Source organism: Vibrio sp. 10N.261.54.E10 (genome assembly GCF_002877735.2).
Taxonomy (GTDB): Bacteria; Pseudomonadota; Gammaproteobacteria; order Enterobacterales; family Vibrionaceae; genus Vibrio; species Vibrio crassostreae_C.
The window spans coordinates 630230-652369 of record NZ_MCXE02000002.1; the positions used below are offsets into that span (position 1 = coordinate 630230).

Below are 22140 nucleotides of genomic sequence, written 5' to 3' on the forward strand. Positions count from 1 at the left end.
ACTAATTTGTACACTGAAGTCACAACAAATTCAATACATTCAAGATCGATTTGATGATCAGATTTAGGTGTGATCATATACTGTTTTTTAACAGCAGATATTTAGCCATAATGAATGGATTAAGCCTTTTGGACCATATTTCAGTTATTCGAGACCCTCGCCAAGCTTGGAAAATAGAGCACACGCTAACCGACATTATCTTCTTAACAATTGCAGCAGTGATTGCTGGTGCTGAAGGTTGGGAGGATATTGAAGATTTTGGTGAAGATAACTTGGAATGGCTTAGGCAGTATGGTGATTTCAAACAAGGCATACCAGTACACGATACCATTGCCCGAGTTATCAATCTTATTTCCGCCAAGCAACTGCAACGATGCTTTACTGCGTGGATGAAAGACTGTCATGAGACGACAGAGGGTGAAGTGATTGCTATCGACGGCAAAACTCTCAGAGGCACATACAACAAAGACAAGCGTTGTGGTGCAATCCATATGGTTAGTGCCTTTAGTGCAGCAAACCAAGTTGTACTAGGACAAGTGAAGACTGCGGATAAAAGCAATGAAATAAAAGCGATCCCTGAACTGCTTGAAATGCTTTCCTTGCGAGGTTGTTTAGTGACTATTGATGCTATGGGATGCCAGAAGGATATAGCTGAAAAGATAGTCGCTCAAGATGCAGATTATCTCTTAGCGGTAAAAGGTAATCAAAAACGATTGGAGCAAGCGATTAGCCAAGTGTTTAATTCTAGTATGATTAATAGTTTTGAAGGTGATAAATACGTCACTCAAGAGAAAGGGCATGGTCGTACAGAGACGCGTTTGAGTATGGTTGTTCACAATACAGATTTCTTAGGCTATATAGCGTTTGATTGGGCTGAACTCTCCACAATTGGTATGGTCGTTTCAATTCGTCAAGAAGGTGATAAGCCAGCAGAAACAATGCAAATCAAGCACTACATAAGCTCAGCAAAACTAACGGCTAAAGCTTTACTAGAGAGCACGCGAGCACATTGGAGCATTGAAAATCAGATGCACTGGCGATTAGACGTTGGTTTTAAAGAAGATGAATGTCGGATACGTCGAGAGCAAGCCGGTGAGAATTTAGCAGTTATAATACATATAGCTTTAAATCTGCTGACGGAAGAAATCAGCTTCAAAGCAGGGATCAAAAGAAAGCAGAAAAAAGCGAACCGCAATAACGCTTACCTTTCGCAAGTCCTTGCAGGGCAAGGGGCTTCGTAATCTTGCCCTGCTTTAGTTCTTAATAGAAAGCATAACGAGTACATGTGAACGTCTCATTCCAGTGTACGTAAAATTTAGGAAGCCGAGCTTAGGTCGGTAGATGAAGTGGCGATTCGTCAACAGAGTTCGTATTCAGCGGTTTGAGAAGAGTAAAATAGACGAGAGTGTTTTAACTAGTAGCTAATAAATAAAAACCATAAATAACGAATCACGCCCATTTATATTAGCCATTGGTTATTGTGTTTAAGTCTGTGGTTATTTACATTCAAGCATTCGATGAATATCAGTATTACTTTTAATTTATTATGGACAATAAAAAAGGCTCCTAGTCAGGAGCCCTTCTCTTTATATCAATCGGTATTTACAAACTCGTCGACTATTTTTTATTGACGGCTTTTACAAAAATTTCTTGTGCGCCTTCAATACCAAGTGCTTTTGCTTCATCTAGTAGGCTCAGAGCTTTGGGAATATTATCTGCGTCTACTGCTGCTTGAATGGCATTATGGTAGTAAGTTTGTGTTTCTGGTTGAATTGCTTCTATTGTTAGCTTCTTGCTTTCAATAACAGGAATTTCAGGAGCTGATGCAGATTTTGAAGGTTTCGTTAACCCACTAAAGAAACCTTCACGTTTTATAGCAACTCTAACTTCACCAATGTCAACATGCTTCGCTTCAGGATCATCAATAGCAGGGACAACATTTCGCTTGGCAATAGCCATTGCTTTGGCCGGGTGCAATAGCTGGGTAGTTTGTGTTAAATCTTGTTTAGTAGTGTAAACAACACCATAAATACGAGTGGTACTCATCGGTAGATTCAATTCAACTTCACCAAATAAAACATCACCCTTTATAAAGTCATTTTTATCATAATCAAAAAAGGATGAGTCGTAATTTCGCAATAATTTAAAATTTTGATCATAAATGGCTAAATTTGGAGAAAATACTTCTAAGCGTTTAACCATGCCCGAAAGTTCTATTATGACCTGAGGCTCAGAAACATCAAAAGAAAAACCAGCCACTGGTCCCATTATGTCTGTGCTATTTAAAATCTGAGAATCTTCAGAAAAGTGAATAGAAAAGCTTGATGGAACGCCAACTTGATTCCAACTAATTTGCTCCACCGTAGAGATACTTGCTTGTTCCGAGCTCGAAGAAGAAAAATCTTGGTGGCTCGCACAACCAAATAAAACGGTCGCCCCCATTAGAATCGATACTATTTTTTTCATTCACTTATCCCTTGTAATACAGTAGCCAGCTTGTAAGCTGGCTACTGTTTTTTATTAATGACTAAATGCTAGATTACCACCAAGCTTCAACTTGTGCACCGAACATTAAGTCATTGTTATCAACAGCTTTGTCGCCACTGTAACTAGATGCAAATACTCGAATTGCAGGTCGAGCCCAGAAATTTGAACCGGCTTGCCATTGTTGAGCAATTGTAACTTTCGTTAAGTCTTCTTTATCAGCCCAAGGGTATTCATCTTGGTGATAGCCAAGCTCTAGAATAGTGCTCATTGTTTCAGACCATTTGTAGCCAGGACGAAGAACAACACTCATAGCTTTGCCATCACTGTTGCCATTGCCGTCATCCAACAACTGAGCATAAACGAACGAGTAACCAAGATTCCATTTTTCAGCTTCGATTACACCCCAATCGATTAGACGTAAAGACTCTCGTCCTTCCTGACCTAATTCCATGTTGTACGAATCACCTGCGTGGTTACCTACGAAACCAGCCCAAGCATAACCTTCAGTTGCATACTGAATAACAGCTTTGTTAAAGCCCATGCTATGGCCTTGAGTGTGTTCAGCTGTAAGGAAAAAGCCTGCTTTATCTAGACCATAATCACCTGCATTACCAATACCGCCGTCAATTGCATCACTTTGTACATCTGTATGAGAAGGGTCTGCAGCCATTAAAATGAACTCCATACTACCCTTGTCATTTGTTTCAATACCTGTCAAGCGAAGGTCGATTGAATTAGCAGTTGAGTAAACTTGTGTACCCTCAAGTGGCTGTCTTTCATCTTCAGGTGTCGATGGATCATCTGCAGTTAGTAATGGAGCCTTCCATTTATGCTGAACAACTGCAGCATGAAGCTTCGCAAAGCCCAAATCAATGTTTTCAACACCGGCACCAGCACCAGAGTTATTTACGTAGTACATATCCATAATATGAACATCTTTACGTCCGTAATAACGTTCACCAGCCCAAATGCTCATGCCGTTTGCCATAGTGTAGTCAGCCCAAGCTTCACGGAACGAAGCTCTCTCACCAGACCATGGGTCATCAGGATCTGTACCGATACTTTGGAACGAATTACCACGTCCATCTAAGCCACCATTCTCATACGTGCCAAATGCCATTAGAGTATGGATATTGAATGCATCGCCATCTGAACTTTCCCAAATCTTGTTTACGCCTAGAGAAAGTTCAGCATAGTTATCACACTCATCGCCTAAACGACCAACTGCATGCCCAAATGTAGTAGGGCCACCATTACCATAACAATATTGCGAGCCACCATCAGCATTCATACCGAAGCCTGCGCGCATATACCCATGAAAATCAACTTCGGCAGCGAAAGCTGAACCAGCCATCAATGTCGAAGCCACTGCTGCAGCAATCAAACTTACTTTTTTCATTCTTAACTCCATTAAGGACGATTTATTTTAGGTTTTTATATTTTTGCTCTCTTGCGGCAACCAAAGGCAGTAATGGTAGTCGTAAGATAGAGAGGTTTAGGGTTTCCCCTGATTCGTTTCAACGGGGTCAATATTAAGAGGGGATGACAAGTTTGACTTCCTCCGCCCCTAAGTTAATTAAGGGGGACTAGAGGGGAGTAGAAAATATACAGAATGGTGTTTTAAAGAGGTAGATCACTTAATATAGGAGGAGTAGACAGCACACAGATCTAATTATTCAACATAAGTGAGATCTAGCTCAAATATATAATTTGAACTTCATCGATGAATTATTTTTTTACCGTAATTAATCTGTGAAGTTGCTTGACCTTACTGTGACAAAGCCTTTTACTAATAGTTCACTGATGTTGATAAACGAACAAGAAATCAAGCAATGACTAGAACGCTCGCTCGCCCTTATCCGCTAGGCGCAACGCTAGGTAACACTGGCTGCAACTTCTCTATTTATTCTCCTGACTGTAAATCTCTTTCACTCGCTCTTTTTGACGAGAACGACGAATTCACCACTTATAAATTGGAAAATGAATACGCTGATATCAGATATGTCTTTATTGATGGTATTAAAGCGGGGCAAAAATACGGCTTCATTGCCGAAACGGACAATGGCCCTATCCTGCTTTCAGACCCGTATGCCAAAGCAATAAGCGAACCGCTCGATTACGTCACGCCATATACCAATGAAAAAAGCTTTGCTATGGCGAAATGTGTCGTTGTTGATGACACCTTCGATTGGCAAGATGTAGAAAAGCCACGCATTAGCCGCGAAGATACCGTTCTTTTTGAAACGCATGTAAAAGGTCTATCTCAACTGCACCCAGAAGTGGCTGCCAATACTAAAGGACGCTACTTAGGGTTAGTGAGCCCTGAAATGCTTGCGTTCTACAAACAGCAAAATATCAACTCTCTACAGCTTTTGCCCATTGCCGCATGCATGCATGAACCACACCTATTAGACATGGGTAAAGTGAACTATTGGGGTTACAACCCATACTTGTTTATGGTGCCTGACCCTCGCTACGCAGAGAAAGATGCCGTAAACGAGTTAAAGACTGCGATTCGCGAACTGCACCGCAATGGCATCGAAGTCATTCTAGACGTGGTGTACAACCACACAGCAGAAGGTGGGGAAGGCGGAACCACCTTCAACCTAAAAGCACTCGATAGCCGCTACTACATTAAACATGGCTGCCATTACGCGAACTTCACTGGCTGTGGAAACACCGTCGACCTTACCCACCAGCCCGCACTCAACTTAGTGATGGATACGCTTCGTTACTGGGTGAGTGAATTCAAAGTCGACGGCTTCCGTTTTGATTTGGCCGCGACGCTGGGACGTGAAGGCGATAATTACAACCCTGAAGCTGCTTTTTTCAAAGCCGTTGCTCAAGATCCTGTGCTCAAAGAGACCAAGTTGATTGCAGAACCGTGGGATATTGGCCCTAACGGTTATCAAGTAGGTAACTTTCCACTAGGCTGGAATGAATGTAACGACAAACTGCGTGATATCACACGTAGCTTCTGGCGCGGTGATCAAGGCTATCTAAAAGAGTTTGCGACGCGCTTAATGGGATCTCGCGATATCTACAGCGCAGCACACTGGCCATACAGACTAACCGTAAACTACATCACGTATCACGACGGCTTCACAATGCAAGATCTTGTCTCTTACAAACACAAGCACAATGAAGATAACGGCGAGAACAACCGAGATGGACACGGTGATAACCGCTCTGATAACTACGGTGTTGAAGGGGAAACCGAAAACCTATTGGTTGTTGCCACACGCGAAAAACAGAAACGTAACTTCATGGCGAGTCTGTTGTTTGCCTTTGGCATTCCACATATTCTGACAGCTGATGTGTTATCTCACACTCAAAAAGGTAACAACAACGCTTACTGCCAAGATGGCGTGACCAGCTGGCTTAACTGGGAAGATTCAGAGCGCAAGACTTACTTCAAGACTTGGTTATCTGAAATGATCTCTGCTCGTCAGCAATACATGGTGCCGTTTATTAAGGCATTCAGTGGCGAAAAGCGTAACTCTAACCGCATCTTCTGGAGCCGTGTCGATGGCACACTTATGGAGCATGACGACTGGAACCGCTTAAGCTCAGTCGCTTTGCATTTAGGTATTGGTAAAGATGGCGACGAGTTAATTTATCTTATCAACCAAACCAATGCGCCAGCACGTTTCTCGTTACCGAATGACCGTGAACAAAACTGGGTAACCATCTGTGATACCAACTTGCGAAACGTTAAACCCGGTCATGCAGAAGGTGAAATGTTGTTGTCGCCAACTTCGATGGCAATTTTGCACTATTCGCCAGATCAGGCTGATTTGATTAAAGCAAAAGCTTAGTCAGCTTAATAAAACACCGAAAACCATAGAAGCCAGTTATATTTATAGCTGGCTTTTTTGTTAGCTGAATATCACAAAAATCATTCATCCATATGGAATCATTTGCATTGATGTGGTTAATGAAACTGTTTAGTATTGCCGTACTATAAAAATGAATCTATAACGTCTTTGGATATCATGGCTTTACCTAAAACATTAATTCGGCTTTTTAAACCATACATTATTTTATTAACTGGAGGGATGCTCTATCTTGCTATGACTCAGCTTGAAAAAGTAGAAACAGCAGCAACAGAACAATCATCATCAAACATTCGTATCGCAAGCTCTACCATTCGTTCCAACATCGAAGCCACATTCGGCAAACTCTATTTTTTAGAAACCAGTCTAGGCTTGCCTAAAACGGCTCCAATCGGTGATAAAAAATTCAGAGAATTGAGTGATAATATTCTAAGAAGAACACCAAATTTCTCCGATATCGTTCGATACCAACCTAACTCCCAACATTATGTCTCCACTCGTGGCCTTCCTCTTTCCAATGAACAAATCGCCACAATACAATGGCATTCAATAGACGGTGTTGTAGAAGATTTTTACATCTCTTCGATTTACCAAAAAGCAGATGGTCGTTGGGTGTTCGCAGTTAAACATACAGCGGAAAGATTGAATGAAGAAATATGGATTGAGTTTGACCTTTTACACACCACACAAGGATTAAGAGACTTAAAAACGCTTAATCACGGCTATGTATTTGTCGTTGACCGAGCAACAGAGCGACTGGTATTCCACCCGGATCCACAGCGTATCGGTTCTAAATCCATCAGCTTCCATGCAGGGATAAGCCACCAACTCTCACAAGGTGAAACCGTTGGTAAGCACGAATATTACTATCAAGATAACTTCAAAATATCGGTATTTGACGCAGACAACAGCTTAAATTGGGTGTTCATTGCGGGCACTGACCGCCATGACATCTTAACCAGCTCACATCAATTTACGTTGACGGGCTTAGTACTGGGCTCACTCCTGCTATTGTGGATTGGTGCCAACTATCTGGCTTATCGTTTGAACGTGTCCTTGTCGCAACTGAATAAAGTCGATGACCTTGTAAGCTTTAAGCGAGAGTTAAAATCCATACTGGATAGTTTCACCTACCAAAAAGGCATTCAATTCTGTCTCTATCAGCTTGAGAACCACGCATTCAGTACCATCGACTATCACGGAAACAAATCCACGGTACATTGTGACAAAGCCCTTGCAGAGCGATTTACACCGGACACTATGGCTTACCGAAGTGGTAAGTACGCCGATCCACTGGCGTGTAAACTCAAAATACACCAACGTCATTACTGTATTCCTTTGCACTCTCGTCAGCAGTTGATCGCAGTGTTGTACGTAAACGTAAACTTACCGATCAGCCAGAGTATTCTACGAATGATCCGTGATTACACTGAAGTCTCTTTGTCTAACTTACTGCTTCAACATCAATTGAGCAGCAAAGATCTGATGACGCAGTTAGACAATAAGAGCAGTTTCAGCATCGCCATCGAAAACTACGTGAGCGAGCCCGATACCTATGTCGCTCTGCTTGATATCGATAACTTCGACCACGTAAACCGAGCCTACGGTGAAGCGGTTGGCGACAAGATGATCAAGCTGACTGCAGAATCGATACGCAGTTACTTCCCCAAGCCAAAGGGACTTTGCTTGGCTCGTGTTGGAGGAAAGGAGTTCGCAGTATTATTCAAAGCCAATGATGTGAAAGATGCCAAATTCCAGCTAGACCAGTGCAGAGTCGCAATCGCGGAGAAAACCATCGTCACTCCAGATATCACCTTATCGCTAGGGGTTAGCGTGGGATACTCGCAAATAGAGGGTGAAACAGACTCAGCTTTAGCGCTGGCGGAACAAGCGAAACTTATCGCGCAACAACTTGGTAAGAACCGAGTGGAAGGCCATATCAGAGCCGTTGCCAAAGCATCGTAAACCTATACTTACATTTCTGTAGCCACTACAAAGCACCTAGGATTCATACCCTAGGTGCTTTTGTTTTTATGGAAAGTCATTACAATGCGCGTTCAACACGACAATACCCCTTTTCTAACGACACGAGCCTTATGAAGCTAAGTAACCGACTGCAAACTCTCCATTCCCTTGTCAGCAATGACTACCAACATATTTGGGACTGTTGTTGTGATCACGGCTTCTTGGGTGTTCAACTGTTGTCGGATAACAAAGCACCTCAGCTTCACTTTGTCGATATTGTCCCGTCTCTTATGAGCGATTTGGAAAGCAAACTTACGCGTTACTTTCCGCAAGGTGCAATAGCAGAACAGAAAGTGACTAGCCAATGGCAAGTCTACTGTATGGATGTCGCCGCTATCCCGCTTGAGAAACATACTGGCAAACACCTGGTGATTATTGCGGGCGTCGGTGGCGATCTTACTCAAAAGCTCGTCGATGATATTCATCGTCAACACCCAGACAAAGCGATCGATTTCTTGCTTTGTCCGGTGCATCAGCAATTCGAGTTGAGAAGCCATTTAAAGGCGATCCATTTTGGTCTTATTGATGAAGTGTTGATTGAAGAGAACCGTCGTTACTACGAGATTTTATTGGTGAGTAATAGTCGCGGTGATTCAGAAAAGAGCCAAACCGTTAGCGAGATATCAAACGTCGGTGACAAGATCTGGACACCAAGTTGTGATGAACAAGTGAAGGTATCACAGCAATACAAAGCCAAAACATTGCAGCACTACTTACGTATCCATCAAGGACAAGAGAAGCAAGGCAAACCTAGCCAAGTAAAGCATATTATTGATGCTTACCAGGCGGTTAAGCCATAGTAAGTACTAACTTAATGGTTTGAATATTAAGAAAGTCAAATTAATAAAAAAGCCGATAGTTCAATGAGCTATCGGCTTTATTAATGCTATCGATTCAGTTTTAGCTTACTGTTCTTGTTTCTTATAAGCCACATCAGGCTCGTCAACTGTCTCTACCTCAGAAGGCTTATCAACCCCATAAACCGTATCAAGGTAGACGTCTTTCTCTTTCCACGTGCTGTTCAACCAATTGTGGAAGCGACGTTTAAAAGCCTTATCTTCAAAGTAATTACCGTTCACGTTCTCATCCATTGGATGCAATTTAATACGCACAACGACCTTAGTCATTTTGCCCTTCAGCATATCTTCAAACGGAGAGGTTTGGTTTTCAGGGTAAGCTAAGGTCACATCCACGATGCCATCCAAAATTGGGCCCATTGCAGATAAAGCAAATGCCACGCCCCCAGTTTTCGGCTTCAATAAGTGGCGATAAGGGGTCTTTGCTGACGCCAGTTTCTCGTGGTTTGCACGAGTCCCCTCAACAAAATTAACCAATGTTGTCGGTGCTAATTTGAACTTAGTACACGCTTTATTGATTGCATTAAAATCATCATTACGGCGTTCTGGGTTGCGTAATAGGAACTCACGAGAGTGGCGTCTCATGAATGGCATATCTAAGCCCCAGCAGGCCAAGCCAACAAATGGTACGTACAACAATTCATGTTTCAAGAAGTACTTCGTCATCGGCATTTTGTCTTTTAGGATTGAAGACAAAATCACAATATCTGCCCAGCTTAGGTGGTTAGACATCATCAAATACCACTGCTTGGTCGAAATATCTTCCCCCCCTTCCACTTGCCATTCGATATCGTTATTGGCGTTCAACATCCATAAATTAAGAGAAGCCCAACACCAGAATGTGAAGTTAGCTAAGCGAGTGCATGATTTTTGAACGACAGAAATTGGCAAAATAAGTTTGATTAGGGCAAACAGGCTCACAGCCAATGCGGTGAATGCAGTATTAATGGTCACGAACAATACGTTCAAGGCCATACGAAGATTATCAAGCATAAAACACAGTTATATTGAGAACGAAAGCCGCCATTATACGCATCTATAAATTATTCTCTTCAGTAATTGATTGAATATCCTAGGGGTCAAACCACTCAACCTATGTTAACTATGTTCAACCAGCTAAAGTCTATTAAAACGAAATCAAAACACATGCACGAGTCATTTGGACTCAAATAGTATATTGTCTTTTTGACAACATTCGACCCAATAATTAACCTTTAATCAGTATTGATAAGCATTCTCATTATTGGCGTGATACATGCAACTCTAAAGTGTAAATAGTTGAGTATCCTTAATGAGATAACTTCTCTTCTTAAAGGTGGATGATATGACAGATATTCCTCATGGTTTAGTTACAGGCAAAGTCCTAAACAAAACAGAATGGACAGATCAATTGTTCTCACTCCAGGTTAGTGCACCTGTCTCTTCTTATCAGGCAGGTCAGTTCACGAAACTTGGCTTACTTAACAGTGAGGATGAGTTCGTAAGACGCGCCTATTCGATGGTGAACGCGCCAGAGCACGAACAAGGTCATCAACATCTGGAATTTTTGATTATTAAGGATCAGAACGGTCAGCTTTCACCTCAACTTCATGAGTTGAAGATGGGCGATGACATCTTTGTCGGCAAAGACCCAAGTGGCTTTATGACCTTAGATGAGATCCCAGAGATCGCCGACGATCTATGGATGCTTTCAACCGGAACCGCGGTAGGCCCATTTATCTCAATACTTGAGAGCATGCAGATACAGCAAAATGAGTTGGCTTCAGACAAAGCCTCTTCATTCAAGAATCTGGTTCTAGTGCATGCTGTAAGAACAGAGCAAGACCTGACTTATCGAGATCGTATCACTCAACTCGTTAATCACTTTCAAGGGAGACTTAAATATGTGCCAATTATTTCTAGAGAATCAGTTACCGGAACTTTGCGCGGACGAATCCCAAATTTGTTACTTGGAGGCGGCCTCGAGCAAGCCGCGTCTGTCGCTTTCAATCAAACCCGCAGTTTTTTCTACCTTTGCGGCAATCCGCAAATGGTTCGTGACACAAGCGAAGCGCTAACTAGCTTAGGTTTCGAAAAGCACTTACGCAGAAAACCCGGTCAATTCAGCAGTGAGAACTACTGGTAAATAACAACCGCCACTCGTTAGACAGAAGCACAACTTTCAAAGAACAGTTAGAGAAGAGGTTTTATATGAGTCATTTACGTATTCCGTCACACTGGAAAATTCAACGTTCCACACCCGAAAGTAAGATTCATTCAATATTGATGAACTTATAAGCAAGCAACCTCGTAATGTGATTTTTAATGTTCAATAAGTGAAGACAAAAGATCAAATAACCTTAGCAATTACAATGACTAATGGTGATAGACAAGAGAAAAAAACTCTAGCACACTGAATAGAGTTGTAGGGCATGTTGACCTATCGAGCTGATTTTTGCAGCCGTTTGTGGGTTATTTATACAAGGCAGAGAATTCGACGTGTAGCTCGCCTACATGAGAATTCGATAACGCTGTAGAAAGGAACCACAAACACTGCCCGAAGGGTTCGGCTAAAATCGTTTTACTCTTTGTTGAGAGGGTTTTGCTTAGAATGACTAGGCGGCAAACCTCTCGTCGCGATTAAAACGATTTTATCTCGAACAAAACTTAACCGCGAAAGGTCAACATGCCCTTGTTTTAATCCCGTTTCAGAGAATGAATTAGTGGGTTATTTATATTTTAGGTAAGAGAGGAAGCCATGCTCAACATTGCTTTTTTTAGCTCAAAATCATACGACGAAAAATCATTCGAACTGGCAAAAGGCGAACTCAACGCTGAGTTTCATTTTCACGATTTTCGACTCACCACAACAACAGCAAAAATGGCGCACGACAACGAAGTGGTTTGTGCGTTTGTAAACGATGACCTATCGCGAGACGTGTTAGAGATTCTTGCTCAAGGCGGCACCAAGTTAATCGCGATGCGCTGTGCGGGCTTTGACAAGGTCGACCTAGACGCAGCCAAAGAGTTTGGTCTGCAAGTGGTTCGCGTTCCGGCTTACTCACTAGAATCGGTAGCAGAACACACGGTTGGCATGATGATGTGTTTGAACCGTAAACTACACAAGGCATACCAACGCACTCGTGATGCGAACTTCTCTCTTGAGGGGTTAGTTGGCTTTAACTTCCACGGTAAAACGGTCGGTATGATTGGCTCGGGTAAGATTGGCCTAGCGACGATGCGAATTCTGAAGGGTTTAGGCATGAATATCCTATGCTATGACCCATATCCAAACCCGTTAGCTGTTGAGTTAGGCGCTAAATACGTTGAACTCGACGAACTTTACCAAGAGTCTGATGTGATTTCTCTGCACTGTCCGATGAGTAAAGAGAACTACCACTTATTGGATGCAACGGCATTTGAGAAGATGAAAGATGGCGTGATGATCGTCAACACCAGCCGTGGTGAACTGCTGGATTCAACCGCAGCGATTGAAGCGCTCAAACAAAGCAAAATCGGCGCGCTTGGTCTTGATGTTTACGACAACGAGAAAGAGCTGTTCTTCCAAGACAAATCTAACGATGTGATTGTCGATGACGTATTCCGTCGCCTATCTGCTTGTCACAATGTATTGTTCACAGGTCACCAAGCTTTCTTGACCAAAGATGCTCTGTTCAATATCGCGAACACAACACTCACCAGTGTTGATGCTTTCTTTGCTGGCAACACCAGCGGCAACGAACTCGTTTAATAACAGATTGAGTTAACAGCAGGCTGAGTTAAAAACAAACTAGGTCTACAGATACAAAGCCACGCTATTCTGAAGTGAACAGCGTGGCTTCGTCGTTTATTCAGTATTCTAAAACCGTTCCTAGACGCAGAAATGACAATCTTCAGTGTCTAAACCATAAACGCCTTTTCTAATAGCAAGGTGCTCTTCACCGGCTTTGACGCCCATCTCGTAACCTGTATTAAGAGTACTTTGATCCATAGTTAAACGCTTAACCGCGAAGGCTTCAGGTGGCGCTATCACTTTAATAGTCGCATCTTTGGGTGGGTTACGAATGAACTCCAGAGACTGGTTGTAGTTTTCAGCACGCACCGCCATCGATTCAGCAATATTTGGGAATTTCTTTAATAGTTTCTTCAGCATCCATTGGTGCTTTTGAGGCTTCATTCGGTAGCTCAATGGGTGAGACAGAATCACGGTAATATCGCGTGCGCCACGGCGATATGCTTCACGAACCGGAATCGAATCGGCTACACCGCCATCGGTATAACAGCCACCAGAGAAACACGGAGTTTCACGGTAAGCGATAGGTAAAGCCGTTGTTGCTTCAACAACATTAGAAAGGTTTTCTGGCTTAATATGGTAGTAGTCTGCACTGCCCGTATCGACATTTGTGACAGCAGCAATGAGTGGGATACTTGAAAATAGCTCGCCACAGTCCAGCGGATAACGTTGATTGGATTCGTTCCATAACCACTTAACGTCCACTAAGTTACCGCCCTTGGCAAAGCGAGCAGGGTTAAAGAAGGTCTTATCCGTCGCCATCGTGGTGATCACATCATAACTGCGTTTTGGTGCATGAGATAAGTAGCCAACCAGATTCGACACACCTGCAGATACGCCGATGGCAAAGTCATAAGGACGGAAATCGTCTTGCATAAAGGCGTCTAAAACTCCGGCAGCAAAAATGCCTCTCATTGCTCCACCTTCAACGATTAATGCGCTCTTATTCATCTCAAACTCTTCTACTTTATAAACTGATAGTCGTAGAATAATCCCATCACTCTTACAAAGATAATGGGATAGATTTATCAATTCGATAGGTAAAAACTATCAATGTGGATTGTTATATTTTTCAATAACTTAGGGTTGCTTGATATTCAGCGAGATCAAAAAAGGCCATCGAGTAGTTCACTCAACGGCCTTTCAATTAACGAATCAAGATGATTGATTACGACTTAAATTCGCTCACATCGATTTCAAGCAGTTTACCAATGCCTTCACCGTATGCAGGGTCAGCTTTGTAACAGTGTCTTAGGTGACGCAATTGAATCTCTTTTGGCACGCCGCCTAGGTTGCGAGCAGTGTTATCAAAAAGAATCGCTTGCTTCTCTGGTGTCATTAGGCGGAACAAGTCACCCGGTTGCGAGAAGTAATCTTCATCTTCGCGGTGATCCCAGTGTGCTGCTGCGCCATCTAGGTTCAGTGCTGGTTCAGCGAAATCTGGTTGCTCAGCCCATTGACCTTCGTTGTTTGGCTCATAACCTAATGTGCCACCGAAGTTACCATCGACACGCATCGCGCCATCACGGTGGTAGCTGTGTACTGGGCAACGAGGCGCATTCACTGGAATGTGCTGATGGTTTACACCCAAACGGTAACGTTGTGCATCACCGTAAGCAAACAGACGACCTTGCAGCATCTTGTCTGGCGAGAAGCTGATACCTGGAACTACGTTCGCTGGGTTGAATGCTGACTGCTCTACTTCTGCGAAGAAGTTTTGCGGGTTACGATTTAGCTCAAATTCGCCCACTTCGATCAACGGGTAATCTGCATGAGGCCAGATCTTAGTCAAATCGAACGGGTTGTATGGAACCTTCGCTGCATCCGCTTCTGGCATCACTTGTACTTTCAACGTCCATTTCGGGAAATCTTGGTTATCGATGCTGTCTAGCAAATCACGTTGGTGGCTTTCGCGATCATCACCGATCACTTGTGCCGCTTCTGCATCAGAAAGGTTCTTAATACCTTGCTGAGATTTGAAGTGGAATTTCACCCAGAAACGTTCGTTATCAGCGTTGATGAAGCTGAACGTGTGGCTACCAAAGCCGTGCATGTGACGGTAAGTCGCAGGGATACCACGGTCACTCATTACGATAGTAATTTGGTGCAGAGCTTCCGGCAAAGAAGTCCAGAAATCCCAGTTGTTTTTCGCGCTACGCATGTTGGTGCGTGGGTCACGTTTCACCGCGTGGTTTAAGTCAGGGAACTTAAGAGGATCACGAAGGAAGAATACTGGCGTGTTGTTGCCCACCATATCCCAGTTGCCTTCTTCAGTATAAAACTTCAATGCAAAGCCACGAATATCACGTTCAGCATCGGCAGCACCGCGCTCACCCGCAACTGTTGTGAAACGTGCAAACAAGTCGGTTTTTTTACCTATTTCAGAGAACAATTTTGCCTTGGTGTATTTTGTGATGTCGTGTGTAACGGTAAATGTGCCGTAAGCACCTGAGCCTTTCGCGTGCATACGACGCTCTGGAATCACTTCACGATCAAAATGGGCCAATTTCTCCAAAAACCAAACGTCTTGAAGAAGTTGTGGACCACGTTTGCCCGCCGTTTGAACATTCTGGTTATGAGCGACAGGACAACCTGCTGCTGTAGTTAGTTTTTTACTCATGATCGATTCCTTAGAGGGTAAATGTGCACAATCGTTGTGACACCGTAAATTTAAGTAGACCCAGCATTTAAACCATTGAATTAGTGTGGATAAAGAATAGGTCGGCATTAAAAATAAACATAATCGTTTCTATTTATCTTTGTTATAGATAAAACCTATCAAGTTGACTGTTCATTTCTTCACACGAGACTGAACAACAACATCCCCGCCAAAGTTGGCATAATCCCATAAGAAAGACCATGGTATCAGTTTGCGATCAAATTTCACTACTTGCATATTGAAATCATAGTTTGAGGGCATCGTTCAAAACTTTGGGCTTAGCAGAGTGGCGTTGAATTAATCGATGATGATATAGTCCACCATAATAAAATATATTGGATATTATCATGCACTCTAGCGACATTATGAAACTGGCAAATTTGGGCGTTAATATCGAAATTTCAAAAGATTCTTCATTGCATCCTTCTGATGCGTTAGAGGTCGTGAAGATTGTTGCTGAAATCGGTAGCCAAATCGTCATCAAGAAGAAATACCATACGGACTACCTAATTAAGATGGCTGAAGTAGGCCGTGATCATGTGACTATTGCTGTTTAAGAACAGCCACTATTTCGAAATTGACATAACCTCAGCTTCAACAGTTTAGAGCGACATGTTGATATAAAAATGCAGCATATTGGGGGGCAATATGCTGCATTTTCTCTTTTCGTTAGGAGCATTGAGAACGCAAAGAGAAACGGGTTAATCATTCTAAGTAGAGCTAGTGGTCAAACAACATCGGAACACCCGTTTGCACACATACCTCGTTCAAACGCTTTTGTGCCGTCAGAATATTCTCTTTCCAACGCTCATCTTGAGCCCACATCTCAATCACGAGTGGTACGACGCACTCAGTCTCTTTCAACGTTTCAAAAATGGCATTAAAGTCGACTTCACCATCACCAATCACTAAGTCTCGAAATTGACCTTTGTATTCGTCAGTCACTTTATAAGTGTCTTTGAGGTGGATCTGAGTGATATGAGGCTTGCTCAACTTTAGTTCCGTCACTATGTCGTAATTCCAACCGGAGATATTACCCACATCTGGATACGCCGTGAAATACGGTGAATTGACTTCACGACTCAGCACTTCAAACTTGCTCAAAGAGTTCAAGTAATCGGTATCCATGATCTCCACAGCGAGCATAACGCCCGACCTTTCCGCCAACTGCGCAGAAAGCTTCATGCCTTCAATGAACCTCTGGTGAGTCACCTTATCCGCAGGCTCGTAGTAAACGTCATACCCAGCCAATTGGATGGTACGAATACCCAATTTGTAAGCGAGTGAGATCGCTTTTTCCATATGGATAGCCGCTTGTTCACGAATCACCGGATCTGCAGATCCAAATGGGAACTTGCGATGCGCGCTTAAACACATGGATTGCAGCGGTACACCATGCTTTTCACACAGGCGACGTAAGACATACACTTCATCGTCATTCCAATCCAAACGGCTACGGCGCTCGTCTGATTCATCTACCGATATCTCAAGAAAATCAAAGCCGAGCTCTTTGGTTGTTGCCAGTTTGTCTTCCCAGCTGAGTTCGTTAGGTAGGGCCTTCTCATAAAGCCCTACTCGGTGGCGTAATAAGTTTTGGTACATAACGCCTCCTAATTCCAGTAACGGTCGATCTGAGCTTTTAGTGCTTCTGCTGTTTCTTTACCTTTTTCACCCGCAAGTGCGCGACCTGCAATAAAGGTTTTCGCTTTAATGCCTTCAAATAGGTAAAGGTCTTCAGGCACGATGCCACCTGTGATAGAAAGCTCGATGCCCATTTCAGACAATGCACGCATCTTCACAAGATCTTCTTCAGTCCAGCCCACACCAGCTAATTCAGCGTCACGAGAACGGTGATAGATAGCTTGAGAGATACCTAGGTCGACCCAAGATTGAGCATCGTCCATTGTCCAATTGCCGTAAATTTCGATTTGTATTTCACCGTTAAATTCGTCAGCGACTTTCTTACACGCACCAATGGTTGCGATGTGTGCAGCCGCAGAAACGGTTATCCAATCAGCACCCGCTTCGAATGCCATTCGAGCCAAAATTGCGCCGCCATCGGTGGTTTTCATATCGCACACAAGGATATGGTCTGGGTGGTTTTTACGAAGGGTAGAAACCGCTGTCATACCTTCAGCAAAAGCCAAAATAGTGCCCACTTCAATCACATCAACAAAGCTTTCAACGTTGTTTGCCACTTCAATTGCGGCAGGAAGATTTGTTTGGTCTAGGGCGATCTGAATCATTGGTTTAGTCATGTTGTTATCCTTTAATTTGTTCACGTATTAGACGGGCTAAGCCATCATGGTTGTTATCTGTTGAGCACACGCGTTGAACGTGTGATTTGACGATGTCATCAGCATTGAGCATCGCTACACCGAATCCGGCGTACTTAATCATGGATATGTCGTTGTGGTTATCACCGACGGCAATGACGTCATCGGCGTGATAACCGAGTTCTGCGATGTATTCAGCAAGGCGTAGGCCCTTACTGTTACCTTTTGCAGCAAAGTCGATTCGGTTTGACCAAGAACGCTCACCGTTGAAGTTCTCTCCTATCCATGGGTGTTGCATTAAACGGTCGACGGAATCTTGGCTCCCCTCTACCACAAACTTCCAAACGTGTTCAGCTTGTTGAGCTGTTTCTATGAATGATTCCACTTGGTAAATTTGTGGGCGATGTTGCTCTGGTGCCGTTTCAGCCCAGCTTTCCAATGCCAACATGTAGGCAAATGGGTTGTACTGTGAGTACGTCATGGCATGAGTTATATACATCACCATCTTGAGCTGAAACTCGTCAGCCATGTTAATGAAAGTAAGTGCCTTATCTTTCTCTATCGCGTTTTGAGTCAGTACCGTTTCAGTCTGATAGTCGTAAACATAAGTGCCGTTACAGCAGATGATTGGCGTATCTAACCCCAATTCGTAGTAATAAGGTCGTGCAGCTGTGTGGTGTCGACCAGTCACAATCACGACATGACAACTTTGTTTGGCTTCTTGGATCGCTTTTTTCAGTTCTGGATGAATCGTGTGATCATCCTTTAACACGGTTCCATCGAGATCTAACGCCAGCACTTTATACATAGAGTCCTCTCACTTATTCCCTGAAGTCGGGCCTAATCAATATTGAAACTACTTAGAGTCGAAGCTCGTAACGGCTTACTTAAACGGCTTATTTAAACAAAAAGCCGATTTACTGTTGGCCGTAATAAGCATTTTCACCGTGCTTACGTAAGTAGTGTTTGTCGGATAGTTCTGGCTGAATTTTGATGCCGCTATTCAAGGTGCGCGTTGCCAACGCCATTGCCGACACTTCTTCTAATACCACCGCGTTATGAACGGCGTCGTTGGCATCTTTGCCCCAAGAGAACGGCGCATGTCCTGCAACAATCACACTTGGAACGGCCATTGGATCGATTCGACGTTGCTTGAACTCTTCAATAATCACCAAGCCAGTATTTTTCTCGTACTCTTCAGAAATTTCAGAGTGAGACAATCGACGTGTACATGGGATGTCACCGTAGAAATAATCAGCGTGAGTGGTGCCTAAGGCTGGGATGTCGATACCCGCTTGTGCCCAAATGGTGGCACTACGTGAATGCGTGTGAACAATGCCACTCACTTCAGGGAAAGCTTTATAGAGCTCTAAGTGCGTTGCGGTATCGCTTGAAGGATTGAGTTTCCCTTCAACAACCTTGCCTTCGAGATCGACGACCACCATGTCTTCAGCCGTCATATCACTGTATTCGACACCTGATGGTTTAATCGCTATCACTCCGTTAACACGGTCAAACTCAGAGACATTACCCCAAGTAAATGTCACCAAACCGTATTTCGGAAGTTGCAAATTGGCTTCTAAAACACGTTGTTTCAATTGGCTATATTTAGACATCGTTGCCTCCTTACGCCGCTTCCGCTTGAAGCAATGCAGCATCAATTAAACGCGCCACTTCTTCTGGGCTTTTGCACGCGCGAAGTTTTGAGAAGTCTTCATCGAATTCAATCAAGTTCGCCACTTGCATGGTGCCTTCGATGTGCTCTTCTGAGTCCTTACCCGCTAGTGTTATCAGCACATCTACAGGCTCATCAACACCTTCAAACGTAATTGGCGTTTCAAGCACGGTTAGCGCAAACCCAGTACGAATAACACCGTCTTCAGGGCGGCAATGAGGCAGTGCGAACGCATCGTGAATACAGATATAAGGGCCTTCTTCGCCAATCGCTTTAGTAATCGCGTCGTAGTAACGCTCTTCAGCCACGCCCGCTTTCACCAATGCGTCAGTACCTAGCTTAATCGCCGCTTTCCAGTCAGCTGCTTTTGCGTTCAGTAGGATAGAGTTATTCTTGATAAGAGATTCTTTTAAGTTCATGTTATTGCTCACTTATATAATTGTTTTTATTGGCTCAGCAGTGCGACACCACTGAGCCGTTTTTAATTATTTATGGAAGTTGTTCTCGATGATGGAAACAAGTTCGTCGCCGAAAGTTTTCACCATAATCATGTTCTTAACCGCTAACTGTTGCTTACCTTCCGGCAGACCCGTGATCTTCGCTGCAAGAGCAACCGAAGTAACGATGATGTCGAATGAACCAAGGTGTGATTTGTAATCAGTGATGGCGCTGTTAAAGGTCGAGCTTGGGATGCCTTTCTTGTCCAAATACTCTTTGATTTTCTTAGAGCACATCATTGAAGAACCTTGTCCTGAGCCACAGCACACTAAGACACGAACCGGTTTCTGGTCAGCGGCTGGTGAGATTCGAGTTTCTGATGTTGTAGAAGCTGCCGTTGTTGAAACAGATGGTGCTTCAGCGGTTGCTGTCGATTGTTGTGGAACCGCGACTTCAACCTCAATACCTTCAGGCGTTACTGCGGTCATTGTTTCAGCAGCAGCTTCTGCGTCTTCTTCAGCTCGTAGTTGCTTAGAAGCGAAGTACATGTAGATGCCAGCCAAAGCCAAAATCACAAAGAAGAACATGCTAGAGCTTGAGATACCTTGCATGATTGGTGGGAATACCAGAGCCCAGTCAGCCATGCCCATCCAGCCATTAAACTCAGTACCTGATTGAGCGAAGATATGGATTGCCCACGCAGAGCCAACCACTTCGATGATGCCCATCACGAAACAGATCTTCATCACCGCTTTCCAGCCACCAAAGTGGTTAGCAAACACACCGATAGTGGCGTTCGAGAAGAACATTGGGATAAAGCCAGGAATGATCATGATTGGTGCGTCAAACGCTAGCATTGCAAGAACAGCGGTGAATTGACCCACTGCGCCCCACATGAAACCAAATACCATTGCGTTAGGAGAGTAGGCGTAAATAGCAGCACAATCGATTGCTAAAACAGCGTTAGGAATAAGGCGTTGAGAAATACCGTTAAATGCCTCGGACAGTTCCGCAACGAACATGCGAACACCAGTAACGATGACTTGAATGGCAACAGCGAATTTCAAACCAGTTTCAAAAATGTAGATAAACCAGTGCGTTTTACCTGCCATGTCCTGAAGGTTATCAAGACCGAACGAAAGAAGAATAATGCCGAAGAAGCCAGTCATTACTAACGTTGTTGCAGCGATACTGTCGTGGAAAATGTGTAACCACTTAGGCAGTTTGATGTGGTCAACACTGTCGTTCTTGTCGCCAAGCTTCGGTGCAACCTTGGTGGCTACCCATGAAGCAAACTGTTGTTGGTGACCAATCGAGAAACCCGCACCACCAGTGACTTCTTGAGTCGGCTTGAACATGATGTTTGAGGAGATACCCCAGTACAACGCCATCAATATTGCTGAATAAATAATGGTTTCCCACATACCTGCACCAAGCACGAAGTAGAAAACAGCAATGAGGCCAGCTTGCTGGAACATGATATGCCCAGTCAGCATGATGGTTCTGATACCCGTAATACGTCGGAAGGCAACAAGTAGAATGTTTAGCCCAAGAGCCAGTAATACTGCATACCCAACCCAAGAGTAGTTGTCGCCCATGGTTTCCATGGTGGACATCATGGAGGTGTACGGGTCAATTACCGATCCCGTTAATCCATGTATTTCACTCATTTTTTCAATAACCGGTTTAAAACCCGCTACCAATGTTCCTGCACCTACCTGCACTATCATGAAACCAACGATGGTTTTAATAGAGCCGGAGATAACAGTTGTTGCGTCACGTTTTAGAAGGATGTAGCCGAGACAAGTAACAAGACCGAGTAGCAACGGTGCTTTGGTCATTACCTGACTGTAAAAAATATAGAAAATATCATATAAGAATTCCATATCTTTACCCCTGATTGATTTTTAATTTTAATGATTTGTAGGATGTGATGATTCTAGTTTTGCTCACGAACTAGACTTTACCAATCAAAAGTAATCATTCAATGCTCACTTGTGATTACTTTGATTTATATCAATTAACCACACCCAGAATGTGCTTAATTGAGCTTTAGATCACACATAAAAATTATAAATACAATAAAATCAACCACTTATAAAACATTGTGATTAA

Annotated in this window: 18 protein-coding genes; 7 read left to right on the plus strand and 11 right to left on the minus strand. The window is 43.4% G+C overall.

The window, feature by feature from the left end:
• Positions 1 to 110: 110 nt before the first annotated feature.
• Positions 111 to 1241, plus strand: a complete 1131-nt coding sequence (locus tag BCU07_RS13930; RefSeq protein WP_413286170.1) for an ISAs1 family transposase — start codon at positions 111 to 113, stop codon at positions 1239 to 1241.
• A gap of 376 nt (positions 1242 to 1617) precedes the next feature.
• Here the strand turns inward: BCU07_RS13930 and BCU07_RS13935 are convergent, their stop codons facing one another.
• Together BCU07_RS13935 and BCU07_RS13940 are read right to left on the minus strand one after the other, a co-directional pair.
• Entirely contained in the window at positions 1618 to 2466 is an 849-nt protein-coding gene (locus tag BCU07_RS13935) for a MalM family protein (protein ID WP_081229326.1), read from the minus strand.
• Between the two features lie 73 nt (positions 2467 to 2539).
• Entirely contained in the window at positions 2540 to 3886 is a 1347-nt protein-coding gene (locus BCU07_RS13940) for a carbohydrate porin (protein ID WP_081229325.1), read from the minus strand.
• Positions 3887 to 4319: 433 nt separating this feature from the next.
• Between BCU07_RS13940 and glgX the strand changes: the two genes are divergently transcribed.
• From glgX to BCU07_RS13955, 3 genes are all read left to right on the plus strand, one after another.
• Positions 4320 to 6305, plus strand: coding sequence for a glycogen debranching protein GlgX (gene glgX / locus BCU07_RS13945; RefSeq protein ID WP_102428466.1), 1986 nt, complete (start codon positions 4320 to 4322; stop codon positions 6303 to 6305).
• 240 nt (positions 6306 to 6545) lie between these two features.
• Complete coding sequence (locus BCU07_RS13950) at positions 6546 to 8288, plus strand: diguanylate cyclase (protein ID WP_102428465.1); 1743 nt, start codon at positions 6546 to 6548, stop codon at positions 8286 to 8288.
• Positions 8289 to 8419: 131 nt separating this feature from the next.
• The gene (locus tag BCU07_RS13955) at positions 8420 to 9148 is read left to right on the plus strand and encodes a tRNA (adenine(22)-N(1))-methyltransferase (protein ID WP_017069730.1); all 729 of its coding nucleotides are present in this window, start codon (positions 8420 to 8422) and stop codon (positions 9146 to 9148) included.
• Positions 9149 to 9253: 105 nt separating this feature from the next.
• Here the strand turns inward: BCU07_RS13955 and BCU07_RS13960 are convergent, their stop codons facing one another.
• Complete coding sequence (locus tag BCU07_RS13960; RefSeq protein WP_017063993.1) at positions 9254 to 10198, minus strand: acyltransferase; 945 nt, start codon at positions 10196 to 10198, stop codon at positions 9254 to 9256.
• Positions 10199 to 10529: 331 nt separating this feature from the next.
• On the opposite strand from BCU07_RS13960, the gene BCU07_RS13965 reads away from it, so the two are divergent.
• On the plus strand, positions 10530 to 11330 hold the full coding sequence (locus BCU07_RS13965) for a ferredoxin--NADP reductase (protein WP_102428464.1): 801 nt from the start codon (positions 10530 to 10532) through the stop codon (positions 11328 to 11330).
• A 612-nt stretch (positions 11331 to 11942) separates the two neighbouring features.
• The gene (locus tag BCU07_RS13970; RefSeq protein WP_102428463.1) at positions 11943 to 12935 is read left to right on the plus strand and encodes a 2-hydroxyacid dehydrogenase; all 993 of its coding nucleotides are present in this window, start codon (positions 11943 to 11945) and stop codon (positions 12933 to 12935) included.
• A gap of 120 nt (positions 12936 to 13055) precedes the next feature.
• On the opposite strand, the gene BCU07_RS13975 is transcribed toward BCU07_RS13970, so the two are convergent.
• Both BCU07_RS13975 and BCU07_RS13980 read right to left on the minus strand, forming a co-directional pair.
• On the minus strand, positions 13056 to 13928 hold the full coding sequence (locus tag BCU07_RS13975) for a patatin family protein (RefSeq protein ID WP_065583767.1): 873 nt from the start codon (positions 13926 to 13928) through the stop codon (positions 13056 to 13058).
• Positions 13929 to 14145: 217 nt separating this feature from the next.
• Positions 14146 to 15597 (minus strand): catalase, encoded by a 1452-nt coding sequence (locus BCU07_RS13980; RefSeq protein ID WP_017066332.1) that lies wholly within the window; start codon positions 15595 to 15597, stop codon positions 14146 to 14148.
• A gap of 386 nt (positions 15598 to 15983) precedes the next feature.
• Between BCU07_RS13980 and BCU07_RS13985 the strand changes: the two genes are divergently transcribed.
• Entirely contained in the window at positions 15984 to 16193 is a 210-nt protein-coding gene (locus BCU07_RS13985) for a hypothetical protein (RefSeq protein ID WP_065583766.1), read from the plus strand.
• Positions 16194 to 16356: 163 nt separating this feature from the next.
• Here the strand turns inward: BCU07_RS13985 and BCU07_RS13990 are convergent, their stop codons facing one another.
• The 6 genes from BCU07_RS13990 to BCU07_RS14015 form a co-directional block, all read right to left on the minus strand.
• Positions 16357 to 17238: an L-ribulose-5-phosphate 3-epimerase gene (locus BCU07_RS13990; RefSeq protein WP_065583765.1), complete on the minus strand. Its 882-nt coding sequence runs from the start codon at positions 17236 to 17238 to the stop codon at positions 16357 to 16359.
• Between the two features lie 8 nt (positions 17239 to 17246).
• Positions 17247 to 17894 carry a 3-keto-L-gulonate-6-phosphate decarboxylase UlaD gene (locus BCU07_RS13995; protein WP_017064001.1) on the minus strand — a complete coding sequence of 216 codons (648 nt, stop codon included), beginning with the start codon at positions 17892 to 17894 and terminating at the stop codon, positions 17247 to 17249.
• 4 nt (positions 17895 to 17898) lie between these two features.
• Positions 17899 to 18720: a pyridoxal phosphatase gene (locus BCU07_RS14000; protein WP_102428462.1), complete on the minus strand. Its 822-nt coding sequence runs from the start codon at positions 18718 to 18720 to the stop codon at positions 17899 to 17901.
• 109 nt (positions 18721 to 18829) lie between these two features.
• Positions 18830 to 19528 (minus strand): L-ribulose-5-phosphate 4-epimerase, encoded by a 699-nt coding sequence (locus tag BCU07_RS14005; RefSeq protein WP_017064003.1) that lies wholly within the window; start codon positions 19526 to 19528, stop codon positions 18830 to 18832.
• A 10-nt stretch (positions 19529 to 19538) separates the two neighbouring features.
• Entirely contained in the window at positions 19539 to 20006 is a 468-nt protein-coding gene (locus BCU07_RS14010; RefSeq protein WP_017069724.1) for a PTS sugar transporter subunit IIA, read from the minus strand.
• A gap of 66 nt (positions 20007 to 20072) precedes the next feature.
• Complete coding sequence (locus tag BCU07_RS14015; protein ID WP_017060920.1) at positions 20073 to 21911, minus strand: PTS ascorbate-specific subunit IIBC; 1839 nt, start codon at positions 21909 to 21911, stop codon at positions 20073 to 20075.
• Positions 21912 to 22140: the final 229 nt, after the last annotated feature.

Coding starts and splice junctions, on each gene's coding strand:
- BCU07_RS13955 (WP_017069730.1), top strand. CDS start 8,420: ATGAAGCTAAGTAACCGACTGCAAACTCTCCATTCCCTTGTCAGCAAT.
- BCU07_RS13935 (WP_081229326.1), bottom strand. CDS start 2,466: ATGAAAAAAATAGTATCGATTCTAATGGGGGCGACCGTTTTATTTGGT.
- BCU07_RS13965 (WP_102428464.1), top strand. CDS start 10,530: ATGACAGATATTCCTCATGGTTTAGTTACAGGCAAAGTCCTAAACAAA.
- BCU07_RS13975 (WP_065583767.1), bottom strand. CDS start 13,928: ATGAATAAGAGCGCATTAATCGTTGAAGGTGGAGCAATGAGAGGCATT.
- glgX (WP_102428466.1), top strand. CDS start 4,320: ATGACTAGAACGCTCGCTCGCCCTTATCCGCTAGGCGCAACGCTAGGT.
- BCU07_RS14000 (WP_102428462.1), bottom strand. CDS start 18,720: ATGTATAAAGTGCTGGCGTTAGATCTCGATGGAACCGTGTTAAAGGAT.
- BCU07_RS13930 (WP_413286170.1), top strand. CDS start 111: ATGAATGGATTAAGCCTTTTGGACCATATTTCAGTTATTCGAGACCCT.
- BCU07_RS13950 (WP_102428465.1), top strand. CDS start 6,546: ATGCTCTATCTTGCTATGACTCAGCTTGAAAAAGTAGAAACAGCAGCA.
- BCU07_RS14015 (WP_017060920.1), bottom strand. CDS start 21,911: ATGGAATTCTTATATGATATTTTCTATATTTTTTACAGTCAGGTAATG.
- BCU07_RS13995 (WP_017064001.1), bottom strand. CDS start 17,894: ATGACTAAACCAATGATTCAGATCGCCCTAGACCAAACAAATCTTCCT.
- BCU07_RS13970 (WP_102428463.1), top strand. CDS start 11,943: ATGCTCAACATTGCTTTTTTTAGCTCAAAATCATACGACGAAAAATCA.
- BCU07_RS13985 (WP_065583766.1), top strand. CDS start 15,984: ATGCACTCTAGCGACATTATGAAACTGGCAAATTTGGGCGTTAATATC.
- BCU07_RS13980 (WP_017066332.1), bottom strand. CDS start 15,597: ATGAGTAAAAAACTAACTACAGCAGCAGGTTGTCCTGTCGCTCATAAC.
- BCU07_RS14010 (WP_017069724.1), bottom strand. CDS start 20,006: ATGAACTTAAAAGAATCTCTTATCAAGAATAACTCTATCCTACTGAAC.
- BCU07_RS13960 (WP_017063993.1), bottom strand. CDS start 10,198: ATGCTTGATAATCTTCGTATGGCCTTGAACGTATTGTTCGTGACCATT.
- BCU07_RS13940 (WP_081229325.1), bottom strand. CDS start 3,886: ATGAAAAAAGTAAGTTTGATTGCTGCAGCAGTGGCTTCGACATTGATG.
- BCU07_RS14005 (WP_017064003.1), bottom strand. CDS start 19,528: ATGTCTAAATATAGCCAATTGAAACAACGTGTTTTAGAAGCCAATTTG.
- BCU07_RS13990 (WP_065583765.1), bottom strand. CDS start 17,238: ATGTACCAAAACTTATTACGCCACCGAGTAGGGCTTTATGAGAAGGCC.